The organism is Amycolatopsis echigonensis (assembly GCF_002846615.1).
In the GTDB taxonomy this organism is placed as follows: Bacteria; Actinomycetota; Actinomycetes; order Mycobacteriales; family Pseudonocardiaceae; genus Amycolatopsis; species Amycolatopsis echigonensis.
Genome location: NZ_PJMY01000003.1, coordinates 8,088,657 through 8,101,770, shown reverse-complemented (window position 1 = coordinate 8,101,770; position 13,114 = coordinate 8,088,657). Strand labels below are relative to the sequence as shown.

Annotated in this window: 13 protein-coding genes; 7 read left to right on the top strand and 6 right to left on the bottom strand. The window is 68.7% G+C overall.

Going from position 1 to position 13,114, the window contains the following annotated elements; all coding sequences use genetic code 11:
* Positions 1-25 precede the first annotated feature (25 nt).
* The 4 genes from ATK30_RS43305 (at position 26) to ATK30_RS43290 (ending at position 2,757) form a co-directional block, all read left to right on the top strand.
* On the top strand, positions 26-382 hold the full coding sequence (locus ATK30_RS43305) for an ArsR/SmtB family transcription factor (RefSeq protein ID WP_101440442.1): 357 nt from the start codon (positions 26-28) through the stop codon (positions 380-382).
* A gap of 25 nt (positions 383-407) precedes the next feature.
* The gene (locus ATK30_RS43300) at positions 408-1,130 is read left to right on the top strand and encodes a mycothiol-dependent nitroreductase Rv2466c family protein (RefSeq protein WP_101440441.1); all 723 of its coding nucleotides are present in this window, start codon (positions 408-410) and stop codon (positions 1,128-1,130) included.
* A 21-nt stretch (positions 1,131-1,151) separates the two neighbouring features.
* A complete protein-coding gene (locus ATK30_RS43295) occupies positions 1,152-1,718 on the top strand; it encodes an NUDIX hydrolase (RefSeq protein WP_101440440.1) in 567 nt (188 codons plus the stop codon).
* Between the two features lie 223 nt (positions 1,719-1,941).
* Positions 1,942-2,757 carry an alpha/beta hydrolase gene (locus ATK30_RS43290; RefSeq protein ID WP_167442098.1) on the top strand — a complete coding sequence of 272 codons (816 nt, stop codon included), beginning with the start codon at positions 1,942-1,944 and terminating at the stop codon, positions 2,755-2,757.
* Between the two features lie 3 nt (positions 2,758-2,760).
* Here ATK30_RS43290 and ATK30_RS43285 read toward each other — a convergent pair whose 3' ends face one another.
* Entirely contained in the window at positions 2,761-4,140 is a 1,380-nt protein-coding gene (locus ATK30_RS43285; protein ID WP_101440438.1) for a helix-turn-helix domain-containing protein, read from the bottom strand.
* Between the two features lie 183 nt (positions 4,141-4,323).
* Here ATK30_RS43285 and ATK30_RS43280 point away from each other — a divergent pair, with 183 nt between their 5' ends.
* On the top strand, positions 4,324-4,656 hold the full coding sequence (locus ATK30_RS43280) for a hypothetical protein (protein WP_101440437.1): 333 nt from the start codon (positions 4,324-4,326) through the stop codon (positions 4,654-4,656).
* A 356-nt stretch (positions 4,657-5,012) separates the two neighbouring features.
* Here the strand turns inward: ATK30_RS43280 and ATK30_RS43275 are convergent, their stop codons facing one another.
* From ATK30_RS43275 to ATK30_RS43265, 3 genes are all read right to left on the bottom strand, one after another.
* Entirely contained in the window at positions 5,013-6,086 is a 1,074-nt protein-coding gene (locus ATK30_RS43275) for an alkaline phosphatase family protein (protein ID WP_101441380.1), read from the bottom strand.
* Positions 6,087-6,097: 11 nt separating this feature from the next.
* The gene (locus tag ATK30_RS43270; protein ID WP_101440436.1) at positions 6,098-7,354 is read right to left on the bottom strand and encodes an alkaline phosphatase family protein; all 1,257 of its coding nucleotides are present in this window, start codon (positions 7,352-7,354) and stop codon (positions 6,098-6,100) included.
* 202 nt (positions 7,355-7,556) lie between these two features.
* Positions 7,557-8,165 (bottom strand): TetR/AcrR family transcriptional regulator, encoded by a 609-nt coding sequence (locus ATK30_RS43265; protein ID WP_101440435.1) that lies wholly within the window; start codon positions 8,163-8,165, stop codon positions 7,557-7,559.
* Positions 8,166-8,225: 60 nt separating this feature from the next.
* On the opposite strand from ATK30_RS43265, the gene ATK30_RS43260 reads away from it, so the two are divergent.
* Positions 8,226-8,738, top strand: a complete 513-nt coding sequence (locus ATK30_RS43260) for an SRPBCC family protein (RefSeq protein ID WP_208637583.1) — start codon at positions 8,226-8,228, stop codon at positions 8,736-8,738.
* A 68-nt stretch (positions 8,739-8,806) separates the two neighbouring features.
* Here ATK30_RS43260 and ATK30_RS43255 read toward each other — a convergent pair whose 3' ends face one another.
* A complete protein-coding gene (locus ATK30_RS43255) occupies positions 8,807-9,664 on the bottom strand; it encodes a sigma-70 family RNA polymerase sigma factor (protein WP_101440433.1) in 858 nt (285 codons plus the stop codon).
* A 72-nt stretch (positions 9,665-9,736) separates the two neighbouring features.
* Between ATK30_RS43255 and ATK30_RS43250 the strand changes: the two genes are divergently transcribed.
* The gene (locus ATK30_RS43250; RefSeq protein WP_244194901.1) at positions 9,737-10,429 is read left to right on the top strand and encodes an FMN-dependent NADH-azoreductase; all 693 of its coding nucleotides are present in this window, start codon (positions 9,737-9,739) and stop codon (positions 10,427-10,429) included.
* Here the strand turns inward: ATK30_RS43250 and ATK30_RS43245 are convergent.
* Complete coding sequence (locus ATK30_RS43245) at positions 10,419-13,061, bottom strand: glycoside hydrolase family 3 protein (RefSeq protein ID WP_101440432.1); 2,643 nt, start codon at positions 13,059-13,061, stop codon at positions 10,419-10,421. The genes ATK30_RS43250 and ATK30_RS43245 overlap by 11 nt on opposite strands.
* Between the last annotated feature and the right edge of the window lie 53 nt (positions 13,062-13,114).

Here is a 13,114-nt window from a genome sequence, read left to right as displayed (position 1 = left end):
TCACGCTGGAGGCCCACCCGAGAGGATGTCCGTCGTGTCCACCCCTTCCCAGCCCCCGCCAGAACCTCTCCCCGCCGGTCTGCTGCAGGACGCGGCCGCGACGTTCGGCCTGCTGTCCGCGACCGTGCGGCTGCACCTGCTCTGGCTCCTGTCGCACGGAGAACGCGACGTCGGCACGCTCGCCGAGGAGACCGGCCAGACCGTGCCGACCGCGAGCCACCACCTGGGCAAACTGAAACTCGCCGGTCTCGTGCGGGCCCGCCGGGAGGGGAAGCGGCAGGTGTACGTGCTGGAAGACCCGCACGTGCGGCACATCGTCCAGCTGGCCGTGCAGCATCACCAGGAGCTGTCCGGCGATGTCCGGCAGAGCAAAGGCGCTTGATCCTTCGCGGACGTAGAGTTGGGCCATGGCCGAGCTGAACTTCTACTTCGATCCGGTGTGCCCGTTCGCGTGGATGACCAGCAAGTGGGTCCGCCAGGTCGCCCGCCAGCGCTCGTACGACGTGGACTGGCGGTTCATCTCGCTGCGCTTGCTGAACGCGCACGTGGACTACGCGACGCACTTCCCGCCGGAGTACGACGCTTCGCACACGGCCGGTCTGCGCCTGCTCCGCCTGGCGGCCGCAGTGCGCGCGAAGCACGGCCGGGAAGCGGTCGGTCCGCTGTACGAGGCGCTGGGGGAGCAGAACTTCGAGAGCGGTCTGGTCGAGGACACCGCCTCGGCACGCGCTGCACACGGCACTCGTTCGGCCGCTTCGACGGCTTTGTCGCGGGCTGGCCTTCCGGCGGACCTTGCCGATGCGGTCGACGACTCTCAGTGGGATGCCGAGATCCAGCGTGAGACCGACGAAGCCCTTTCGCTGACCGGAAAGGACGTCGGGACGCCGATCCTGCACTTCCGGCCGCCCGAGGGAGTAGCGTTCTTCGGCCCGGTGATCAGCCGGCTGCCGTCGGACGAGGAGGCGGTGGAGCTGTGGGACCACGTGGTGGGATTGGCGGCGTTCCCGGGTTTCGCCGAACTGAAGCGGAGTTTGCGGGAGATGCCGCAGCTCCCGTCGTTCGGGGTGGAGGCGGGGGAGACCGGGAAGGAACAGGACTGGCACGGCGGGAGCAGGCGGTTGAAGAAGTAGGCGAGCGGGGGCGGTCGGGCTGTGGACCCGGATGGGCCGGTTGAGGCCACCAAATGGACCATCCATGGAGAACGCGTTGTCGACGACACGCGACGCTTGCGGCTCAGCGTCGCCTCGGTCGAACTGCCGGACGGCGTGACCTTCGAGCAATACGTCATGCGGATGCCGAAGGCCGCGATGATGGTGGTTCTCGACAACCCAGGCACGTCGGTGCTGATGATGTGGCGGCATCGCTGGATCTTCGACCGATGGGTGTGGGAACTGCCCGGGGGATACGTCGACCCGGACGAGGACCCGGCGATCACGGCAGCGCGCGAGGTCGAAGAGGAGACGGGATGGCGACCTCGGACAAGCGAGCCGTTGGCTTCGCTTCAGCCGAACGTCGGCATCGCGGACAACGAAAACTTGCTGTTCCTGTCCCGGGGTGCGGAGTACGTCGGCGGCGACATCGACATCAACGAGGCGGAGCGGGTGGCATGGGTGCCGTTGTCGTCTGTGCGTGAGCGGATCAGGAAGGGCGAGATCCTCGGCGCTTCGTCGCTCGTGGGCCTGCTTCACGTGATTGCGTTTCCACCGGACGCACGCTAAAGCGTGGAACTGCGGCGCGTTCACCTCGATAGGAGAAGAGCGCGGACCGGGCGCGGTCACTTGACGCCGTCTGGTCCGACGAGTCGGCTGCGCATCGTCTGCCAGGTGCCTTTTCGCATCCGGTCGCTACAGCTGTTGACTCCGTTACACCGCCGGGGTATTTCCGTCCCCCGAGAGCGCGAACCTGACACACTGGGACTTGACGACAACTCCGGGAGTGTCCATGTCGCGCGACAGCTATCGGACAGTTCGCACACCGGACGGCCTCGATTTGGCCAGCACCCTGACTGAGCCGGAGGGCGAGGCTCGTCGTGCGGTGGTGCTCGTTCAGGGTGCGAGCGTCACCCGCGAGGAAGGCGGTTTCTTCACCCGTCTTGCCGACAATCTGGCTGAGGCGGACATCGCCTCCCTGAGGATCGACCTCCCCGGCCACGGCGAAAGCGAAGGCCGCCAAGAGGAGCTGACCCTTTCCGCGCTGCTCAACGTGATCCGCGGCAGCCTCGAGCACCTGTCCGCTGCCGTCCCGGGCGTGCGCACTTCGCTCGCGGCGGCCAGTTTCTCGGGCGGTGCCGCGGCGTACTACGCGGCCAAGCGACCGGACGACGTCGAGCGGCTCATCCTTTTCAACCCTCTCCTCGACTACCGCCGGCGGTTCATCGAAGAGAAGCCCGAGTGGTCGGCCGACGGTTACCTCAACGACAAGGCTTCCGCCGACCTCAAGGCGCGGAACTACCTCGGGCACGGGCCCGGTTTCCGGCTCGGCCGCGGCTTGCTCAACGAGGCGTTCTGGTTCGAGGCGCGCGAAACCCTGCCGCACATCGCCGCGCCCACGCTCATCGTGCACGGCACCGAGGACACGTTCGTCCCCGTCGAGTCGTCGCGGGCGGCTGATCGGGAGCTGACCTGCGAACACCGGCTGCTCCAGCTCGACGGCGCACAGCACGGCTTCGCGGTCCACGACGACCCCGGGTACGCCGATCCGCGGACGCGGGCTTGGCAACGCCAGGTGATCCGCGAAGTCCGGGAATGGCTTCGCTGACGGTCAGCTGTTCAGCGCCTCGCGCAATTCCCGGACATCCGGCCGGTTGTGCCATGGCTTGAGCACTCCGACGACCCGGCGGAGTTCTTCCTTGGTCCGGCGGGAGTTCGTTTCCGCGGCCCGCCGGGCGGAGACGAGGGCGGTGGTGGCTGCTTGGTCCGGTTCGCCGGAAAGAGCCAGCGAGTTTGCCATGAGGGACAGGAAAAATCCGTAGTCGCGACGGGAGAAGTGCGTTTCCTTCAACGTTTTCTCGTACAGCTCGACCGACCGGCGCGGTTCGCCCGCTTCGGTGTAGCAGATCGCGGTTTGCATATTCAGGAGAGTCGCGTTGAAGTGCGCGCCCAGCGGCGATTCGGCCGGTCCGGCCTCGTCCAGCAGTTTCCAGGCGACGTCGAGGTTGCGGTTCACCTGGTCCGCAGACGCGCCGAGCATCGCCTCCGCGCGGGCTTCCTGCTGGGCGGCCTCGGCCCGCAGCCGCTGGGGGAGCGACCAGGGACCGTTGCGCACCGCTCTGGTGAGGACGAGCATGCGCCGCGGATCGCGTTCGTCGTAGGCGACCTGGGCTTTTTTGAGCAGAATGTAGCCCTGCATCGTGCTGTCGCCCGCCGCCTGCGCCCATTCCATCGCGCGGTCGTGCCAGTACAGCGAATCTTCCCTCTGCCGGCGGTCCCGGCAGAGCCATCCGGCGAACTCCGCGCCCTCCGAACCGATGCGCAGAAGCTCGCGCTGATCCTCGGCAGTCGCGTCGCGGGCGAGCCGGTCGATGATGTTCAGCAAGCCCAGCGTCATCGGCAGCGTGGTGGCCGGACCTCGTTCGCCGTCCTCGTATTTGTACTGGTCGAGCTGTCGCCGGAAATACTGCGTGACGGTTTTGTCCAGGTACCGCCGGGGATTCTCCAGCGCTCGCGCGACATGCTCGGCACTGCCTATTCCCAGCGCGGGCAAGGCCGCGACCGGCAGCCCGTTCTTGAGCAGTGAGCGGCGACTGAGCGGGCTCATGGCGTCCCATTCTGTGGTCGGAACCGCTGGCTGGGCCGCGTCGCCGGGCACGAGCCGGGCGAGGACGCTGGCCGCGACGGTGGCCCGGTCCAGCGGCAGCGCGACGGGCCGCCCGTCCACGACGACGGGCAGCAGCACGCTCGGCGCGCCCCGCTGCCTCGGAAGACCCGCCGCGGTGCCTTCCCGGAGCAGTTCCTCCAGCCGGGCGGGGCTGATGCGCAGCAGCCGCGCGAGCCGGTCGCGCCGGTGCGGACGCGGCTCGGAACGGCCGGATTCCCAGGCACGGATACTTTTTTCGTCGGCGGGGAGCAGCGCGGCGAGCTTTTCTTGCGTCAGGTTCGCCGCTTTGCGTGCCCGGACAAGTCCTTCTCGCCGTTCGCCCATGGGCGACACCCCTTCGCCACAACCCGGGGTCGCTAGATTACCGCAGGTCACCATGTGCGGGGCAAGGCGATTCCCTCGGTTGCCGCCCGCTTTTCTCCCGGTTTGCTGGCTGGTCCAGGCCACTGCCCGGCCCCATTGTGGTGGCGAACGCGAAGACACTTCCGAAGCCGAGGGGTGGATCGCATGAAGGCAGCGGAGACGCTCGGCGAGGCGACCCGCACCGGCCCTCCGGCAGTGGTCATCGGGTGTTGCGTGCTCCTGCTGCTGGTGCTGGTCTCGATGTGGCTGTGGCGGGCGTGCCGGGCGGTCCCGCCGCCGCGCGGAAAACTGACCGCCCGCGACCTCCAGGCCCGGCTGGACTACGAGGTCCAAGCCGAGATCGAACAGGCCCGGCTGGCCGCATTCCGCCGGACAGCCGAAGAGGCCGCCGCCGAACGCGCGGAGGAGGACACCGTCTTTCCGGAGGCCGGGCAATCGCGAAAAGAGGAGAAACCCGATAAGGCCCGGTGCGGTTAGGAGCGTCCCGCCCATCGCTCACCGCACCGTCATGCCTGCCCCAGCCTGGCGCGGCACGCCACCTCCCCTGGGCTGGGGCAGGCCTGAAGCTCGCTCGACGACCAGCGAATTCCCGGTGAAACGGCCACATTTCGAATCGCCCACGACCGCGTACGGGCCGCGGTTGCCAGGCTGGCCCGTGTTCGACGGGGAGCGCTGTCCCGCGGTCCCCGGTTCCTGATCCGCAAGGCCGTGCACTCCCCGGCACCGGATCAGGATGCCGGGGCTGGCCGGTGCGGAGGTCGGCCGCCCGCATCGGCGAAACCCGTGCGCACCACGGAATCCGTGCCCCGGCTCAGTGCCGGGGGCCTAGGGGATCACTTGTTGAACACGTCCAGGCCGAAGGTGTTCAGCCCGGGGGTTTGGGCGTAGCCGAGCCGCGGGAGGCCGAAGATGTTCTCGATGCTGCCGAGCAGCGAGTAGTGGTTGTAGGGCCGGTCGTTCCAGCTGCCCGGTGCGGTGTATTTGGACAGGACGAGCGCGCCGATCCGGCCGCCGCCGAGCCCGGTGAGTCCCGGCAGGGCCGCGTTCGGGCCGGGGCCCTCGCCGCAGCATGCGCTCGCGTCGGCTTGCGCCCCGTCGGACTCGTCGAACGTGATGACCAGCATGCCGTCGCGCTGGTAGGCGGGGGAGGACATGATGGCCGGAACCCACTGGCGCAGGAAGGCATCGGCGGAGACGAGCCCGCCGGGTCGCCCGTCCACGCAGGGGGAGTCGTGCCCGTCGTCGCAGAGGTCCGGCGTGATGTAGGCGAGGTTCGGAGTGGTCTGCGGCGAGCTCAGGTCCGCGGGAAGCGCGGAGAGATCCACGACGTTGCTGGCGCAGGCCGGTGTGTCGATGATCGAGTGGAAGTAGACGAAGGGATTGTGCCGGGCCGCGTACTGGTCGCCCGTCTTGGCGAGCTGGGTGTCGTCGGGCGCGCCGACGGCAGGGTGGCGACAGGGCGTTTTCATGTCGTCCAGGTAGCCCTTCCACGTCCGGCCCGCCGAGGACAGCTGGTTTGCCAGGGTCGGGACCGAGGCGGGGTAGACGCAGCCCTGACCGACGGCTTGGCCCGGGGCGACCGTGCCTGCCTGGGCGAAGTCGGAGTAGATCTGGCAGTCGGCCTGCGTTTCGGAGTTGGGGCCCTGCCCGGAGATTTGCGAGATGTAGTTGTCCAGGCTGTTGTGCCCGGTTCCGTAGTACTGGGTCAGCAGCACGCCTTGCGAGCGCAGGTCCTTGCTCAGGTACGGTGCCGCCGAGTCGGGGCCCCAGGTCCGGTCGAAGCTCTTGTTCTCCAGGTTGATCACGAAGACGTAACCGACGCTGGGCAGGGCGGAGGACGTGGCCGCTCCGGTCATCGTGGCGGCGGCGAGCACCGCCGCGCCGGCGAGGCCGGCTCGGCGGAGCATTTTCCTCATCGTCACAGGGACCATCCGTTCTGCAGGGCGAGGGCGCGGAGTGCGTGCCACTGTTCGTAGTCGACGTACTGGCTGACCGCGCAGGGCGCGCCGACGACTGTCGGCACGGGCCAGCGTGGCGCGGTCAGGTTCGGGGCGTTGGTGAAGTCCAGGACTTCGGCGATGTTGCGTGCGGCCTGGTCGCGTGGGGTCAGCGGGGGGAGGTTCCAACGCCACTCGATGGCCTTGAGGACCGAGGCGTGGTCGTAGACGTTGTGCGCCACGTAGTTGCGGCGGGCGCGCGGCGAGATGAGCAGGCAGGGCACGCGGAACCCGCGCAGGCCCCAGGCGGGGTTCGCGTCCGGGGCGACGTCCGGTGCGACGTGGTCGAAGAATCCGCCCCACTCGTCGTAGTTGACGACCAGCAGGGTGCGTTCCCAGACCGGGCTGGCCGTGACGGCCTCGTACACCTGGTTGAGGAACGTCTGTCCCGCACGGATGTCGGCGTGCGGGTGGTCGTCGGCGGAGCTGCCGGTGTCCTCGTCGAGGAACTTGGGGTCCACAAAGGACACCTCGGGCAGGGTGCCCGCCGCGCAGTCGCTGAGGAAGGCGGCGTAGGGCTTGCTGATCGCAAGGTACTTCGAGCCCCACAACGCGGTGAACGGGGCGTCGTAGTAGTAATAGCGACCCTGCAAGCCGGCGGCCGCGAGGCGGTCCCAGATCGTCGGGAGCGTCGAGACAGTCGTCGAGTTGTGGATCCGGTCGGTCTGCGCGGCGTGCTGGTAGAACCGGTTCGGGTAGGTTTCGGCCATGATCGCCGAGAAGTAGCGGTCGCACGTCGTCCAGTACGGCGCGGCCTGGCCGTAGAAGGCCAGATCCTGCTTCTGGTAGTAGCCGATGCTGAAGACGTCGTTGCTGCCGGCGCGGAGCCAGCCGTCGCAGGCGCCGTTGTTGTACTCGACTCGCCCGCCCTCGAAGCTGTGGTCCGGGTCCGGGTGCGAGCAGCCCTGGTAGTCGTCCAGATGCCAGGACGGGAAGGTCCGGCCGGCACTGTCGGCATAGGTCAGTCCGGCTTGCCTGCCGTCCGCGCCGGGCAGCCAGCCGAGGTAGTGGTCGAACGACCGGTTCTCCATCATCACGACCACGATGTGGTCGATGCCGGAGGCGTCGGGTGCCGGAAGGGAAGTCCTCTCGGCAGCGGCGGCCGTGGACGCCGCCGCGGCCGTGCCCAGGGCGGCCGTCGCCGCGCCGGCGAGGAACTGACGTCTCGAAGCTGTCACGGAGAGGTTCTAACCGATTGCCTCCATCTGGAGTATCCCCCGGGCGTACCTGTTCAGAAACTGGCCACTGAGGAGATCCGCTGCCGCAAAGTCGCCGACGGATGCCCGTCGCCAACCGCCGTCGCTCGGTTCCGGGCAGACCGAGCGGAGAGCTTTCTGGGCGGATCGAACGCGAGGGACAGGTGGGGCTGTCCGACCCAGATCATCCTCTCCCGCAGGCGGGCGTCTCCCCTCCGCCCACGACCTTCCGGATCATTTGATCGACCGCTTCGGCGGTTCTGGCCAGGTCGGCGTCGGGCTTGCGGGCGCAGCGGCGTACGGCTGCGTACGGCAACTCGATGATCAGCAGTGCCAGACGTTCGCGGTCGACCTGGCTGCGCCAGCCCAGGCGATCGCCCAGATTCCGTACGGCGTCGTCCAGCCGCGCTTGCCGGGCCGCGGCCGCGGCGCGGGCTTCGGCGCTCCATTGTGCCGACCCGAACGACTCCGGGCCGGCGAGCAGGACCGCCGCTTCCGTCGGGTTGCGGAGCGACCAGTCGACGACGTGGCGCGCGGCCTGCACGGCGGCCGCCTGGGGAGGATCGGTGTGCAAGGCTGCGACGTATCCGCTCTGGAACCGGTCGATCGTCCGCAGCCACAGGCTTGCCAGGAGCGCCGCTCTGTCGGGGAAGCGGTAGTAGACCGAGCCGCTCGGCGCGCCCGCGGCCGCCGCGACCGCGCTCATCGTGACCGCTCCGGCGCCTTGGGCCGCCGCGAGGCCCGCGGCGACGTCCAGCAGTGAATCCGCGTTGTGTGCTGGTTTCCTTGACACTCTCTAGAGAGTAGCCTCTAATTTGATTTAGAGAGTAGTCGCTAACCGGAGGTTCCCGTGATGGTGCGCAATGTCCACAGTCGGGTGATCGCGGCCGATGCTCAGGCGGTGGGCGGCCTGCTCGACACGCTGGCGACCGACGACGACCGGCTGTGGCCGGTGGACCGGTGGCCTGCGATGCGGTTCGACCGGCCGCTCGGTGTCGATGCTTCAGGCGGCCACGGGCCGATTCGCTACACCTGCGTGAAGCACGTTCCGGCCCGCGAGGCGGTGTTCCGCTTCCGTCGTCCGCGCGGTTTCGACGGGACGCATGGCTTCGTTGTGGAGGAAGTGGACGACACGCATGCCCGTCTGACGCATGAGCTGGTCATGCGCGTGCACGGCAAGGACGGGCTCGCCTGGTCGCTCATGTGGCGCTGGCTGCACGACGCCCTGGTGGAGGATTCCCTCGATCTCGCGGAGACCGCCTTGGTCCCGGGTGCGGTGCCGCGAAGCCGTCACAGCGGGTACGTCCGTCTTCTGCGCGGGCTGGTGCACGGCGTCGAGGTTCGCGCAGCCAAGGCTCGCACGTAGACCGGGCAGCCCGATTTCGGCGCGGATGGATCGCTCCGAGGCGAAATCACGGCTGAATGTATAACGACCTATACGGCATCGCGGGAAAGCGTCGCGATCTCCATCCCCGCCAACCGCTCGGGACTCGCGACCACTTCATACGCCTGGAGCAGACCGCCCGAGACCTCGATCCGCAGCACCCCCACCAGCCGCCCAGCAGGAGCGAGCACCAGCCCGACATCTCCGTCGATCAGGGCGAGTTCGGCCAGGCGAGCATTCCCCGCGAACAGCGTCGTGCCCCGGGCGACCTCGTCCGCCCCGCGCAACACCGCAGCCGCGCCTGGGGGCAGCATCGCCGGATCGGTGTGCCGCACGACATCGGGCGCCAGCACGGTCAGCAGCGTCGCCATATCCCCGCCCCGGGCCGCGGACAGGAAGGCTGTCACCACTTCCCGGTGCTCGGCCAGTTCCTCGGCAGGCACCGCCGGTTCCCCGCGTACCCGCAGCCGCGCGCGGCTCGCGAGTTTCTTCGCGGTCGCGGGCTTGCGGTCGAGGATCGGTCCGACCGCGTCGAACGGCACCGCGAACAGGTCGTGCAGCACGAAGGCCACCCGTTCAGGCGGGGCGAGCCGGTCCAAGACCACCAGCAGCGCCCGCCCGACCTCGCCGGCCAGCAGGACTTCGTCCTCGGGGACGGTGCCACCGGCGGCATCAGGCAAAGAAGAGACCGGGGTTTCCCGCCGCGCTCGCAGTGCGTCCAGGCACAGCCGGGAGACGACCGTGGTCAGCCAGCCGCCCAGGTTGTCGACGCCGGACGTGCGGTTCAGCCGCAGCCACGACTCCTGCACGACGTCCTCGGCCTCGGCCGCGGAGCCCAGCATGCGGTAGGCCAGCGCGTGCAGCCGCGGGCGCTCGTTTTCGAAGCGCCGCGCCAGTGCGTCGTCCATCGGTCACCTTTTCCCGTCTCGATCCGTCATGGGAGTGCCGGCCCGAGGACCAAGGACGAGGAGAGGAACCGGATGACCGTCATGCTAGCGCCTTTGCTGCACGTCGATTCGAGCGCCGACCGCGAGGCGTCGGTGAGCAGGCAGCTGGGCGCGCTGTTCGCCGACGAGTGGCGGAGAGGCGGCGGAATCGTGCGGCACCGCGACGTGTCCGCCGAGCCGGTGGCGCCGCTGCGCGAGGCGTATGCGCGGCTCGGCCGCCGGGTGGAACGCAAGGGAGTGCTTTCGCTGGAGGACATCGCGACGCTGATCGAGGACGACGACGAACAGCGCGAATGGGACCTGACGCTGCCGCTGGTGAACGAGGTGCGCGAAGCCCGCGCCGTGCTGCTCGGGGTGCCGATGTACAACTTCGGAGTGCCCGCGACCCTCAAGGCGTGGATCGACCGGATCAGCTTCCCCGGCGTGTTCGTCGACCCGGAGACCGGCCGGAAACTGCTGGCGGACAAGGAGTTCGTGGTCGTCGCCGCCCGCGGCGGCGGATACGGGCCCGGCACGCCGCGGGAGAAGTTCGAGTTCCAGGAGTCGTATCTGCGCGCCTGCCTCGGCGACAAGGGCGTCGACCCGGAAAGGCTGACGTTCGTGTCCCAGGAGTTCACCCGCGTCGGCGACGTTCCGGCGCTGGACGGGCTCGAAGACCTGGCCGCCGCGTCGCGCACGGCGGCCAGGTCCCGGGTCGTCGAACTCGCCGGACGACTTACCCGGTGAGGTCGGAGCACTTCCGCGCGTCCGGATCCTTCGCCCCGCCTGGCGACCACCGCACGTTCGCGAAGGACGCCGAGAACGGGCCGTCGGTGTAAACGAGGAACGGCGTGTCGATGCTCTCGAAGTCCAGCCCGCTCGCGAAGCAGGACAACGGGATCTTCACCGTCGACTTCTGCCCGGCAGGCAGATCGCCGAACAGCTTCGTGGCATTGACCTCGGACGAGCACGGGTAGACGCAGTGCAGGCTGACGACCGTCCGGTTCACCGGCGGCGAATGCACGATCACGTCGAACTCGAGCGCGCCGTCCGCGTTGAGATATCCGCGCAGATCATCGGTGCCGCCGGGATGCTGCGAGTACAGCTGTGCCGCGCCGGTGCCGGTCCACGTCGCTTTCAGGCCGTCGCCCTGGACGTTGACGTCTGCCGGCACCACATTGATCTCCGGATGCGAAGCGGTGCCGTCCGGGCCGATCTCGGTGCCGCCCCAGTTCGACGCCGAGCCGATGAAGCTCTTGTACGGCGCGACGTCCGTGCGGTCGTAGATCGGGAGGTCCTCGGTCGCGGTGCCGCCGCCTCCGGTCGATCCGCAGCGCGACGGGCCTTCGGTCTCGTCGAGCTTTCCGACGGTGGTCCGCTGGTTCGAGGCGAGGCCGTAGCCGAGCGCGAAGAGCGGGTCGTAGCCGGGACTCCACGGGTTGAGCGGCGTCTGGCAGGCGCTCTTGGGCCACGAATAGGACAGCTTGCCGCGGTAGCCGCCGTGGTCCTTGCCGCGCACCAGCATGTCCGCGACGCCGCCGCCTTCCGTGCCGGGCAGCCACGCGGCGACGAAAGCGTCGGAACGGTTGAGTTCCTTGTTGACATACAGCGGACGCCCGCTGACGTACACGGTAACCACCGGAGTGCCCTTGCCGCTGACTTTGTCCAGCACCGCAAGGTCTTCCGGATACAGCTTCGCCGCTTCCAGGCTCTTCCGCTGCAGATCGCCGACGCCTTCCGCGTACGGAGTCTCGCCGATGACTGCGATGACCGCGTCGTAACCCTTCGGATCGGCGGTGCCAGCGGGATCGAAGGTGACGTTAGCGGTGCCGAGATCCTCCTTGAGCCCGGCGAGGATCGAAGTGGCGCCGGGGAAGTCCGCGTTGGTGTTCCCGGTGCCTTGCCAGGTCAGCGTCCAGCCGCCGGTCTGGTTCTGGATGCTGTCCGCGCTCTTGCCGACCACGAGCACCTTCGCGTTGCGCGCCAAGGGAAGCACATTGCCGTTGTTCTTCAGCAGCGTCTGCGACTTGCGCACCGCTTCGCGGGCGAGCGCCTTGTCCGTCAGCGCGTCCGGCGAACCGGCGTACCGACGCTCCGAAGGCTTGCGCTCCTCGAAAAGGCCAGCGCGCATCTTCACCCGCAGGATCCGCGTGACCGCGTCGTCGATGCGGGACATCGGGATCTCGCCGTCGCGCACCTGCGCGACGGTGTTGGCGATGAAGGCTTTCCAGTCGTTCGGGACCATCACGACGTCGATGCCCGCGTTGATCGCGCGCGGGCAGCTGGAGTTGGTGCAGCCGGTCACCTGGCCGATGCCGTTCCAGTCCGACACGACGAGGCCGTCGAAGCCCATCTTGCCCTTGAGGATCTGGTTGAGGACCTTGTCGCTGCCGTGGATCTTTCCCTCGTTGATGCCGAGGGCGGGATTGGTCCAGCTGTTGAACGACGCCATGACCGTCTGCGCGCCCGCGGCGAGCGCGCCGTAGTAGCCCTGGCCGTGGATGTTGATCATGTCCGCTTCCGAGGAAGCGTTCACGCCCTGGTCCTGGCCGTTGGTGGTGCCGCCGTCGCCGATGAAGTGCTTGGCGGTGCCGATCACGCCGTTCGCTCCGATGCGCAGCCGCGCGCCGGCCTGGAGGCCGTTCATGGCCTCGTAACCGTAGGCGCGGGTGATGCGCGGGTCCTCGGAGAAACCTTCGTAAGTGCGCCCCCAGCGGTCGTCCTGCACGACGGCGAGGGTCGGCGCGAACGCCCAGTCCTGGCCGGTCGACCGGATCTGCCGCGCGGTGGAATTCTCGACGTCGCGCACGAGGCACGGGTCGTGCGCCGCGCCGAGCGCGATATTCTGCGGGAAAACGGTGGAGCCGTACACATTGTTGTTCCCGTGCACGGCATCTATGCCCCAAATTACCGGAATCTTTGTCCTGGTGGCCCTTGCCGCGTCCCAGTAGGAGTCCGCGAGCTTGAGCCAGTCCTGCTGGCTGGCGTGCTTGTTCCCGCCCGGCCACGAGCCGCCGCCGTTGAGCACGGACCCGATCGAGTACTGGGTCACCTCGGCGGGCGTGATCGCGGCGATCTCGGGCTGCGTCATCTGCCCGACTTTTTCCTCCAGCGACATGCCGGACACGATCTGCTTGATCCGCCGTTCGTCGACCGGGTTCCGCGGCATCGCGCTGTCCACTTTCGGCCAGTCCGACAGCGTGGGCAGCGAGTTTTCGACGCGGGCGCAGCCGTTGTGGTCGAGCGCGGGGCGGCCGATGTCCGGCTGGCGCGGGGGAGCGGCCTGTGCGGCGTGAGCAGGGAGGAGCCCGCCCAGGAGGACGAGCGCGGCGAGGGCGACCCGGTTCCGGGCGCGCGGGGAGCGAGGAGGTCTGGCCATCGACAGTCCGTTCTGCGGAGGGCGGCCCGGAGCGGGCCCGGTGATCCTGACCG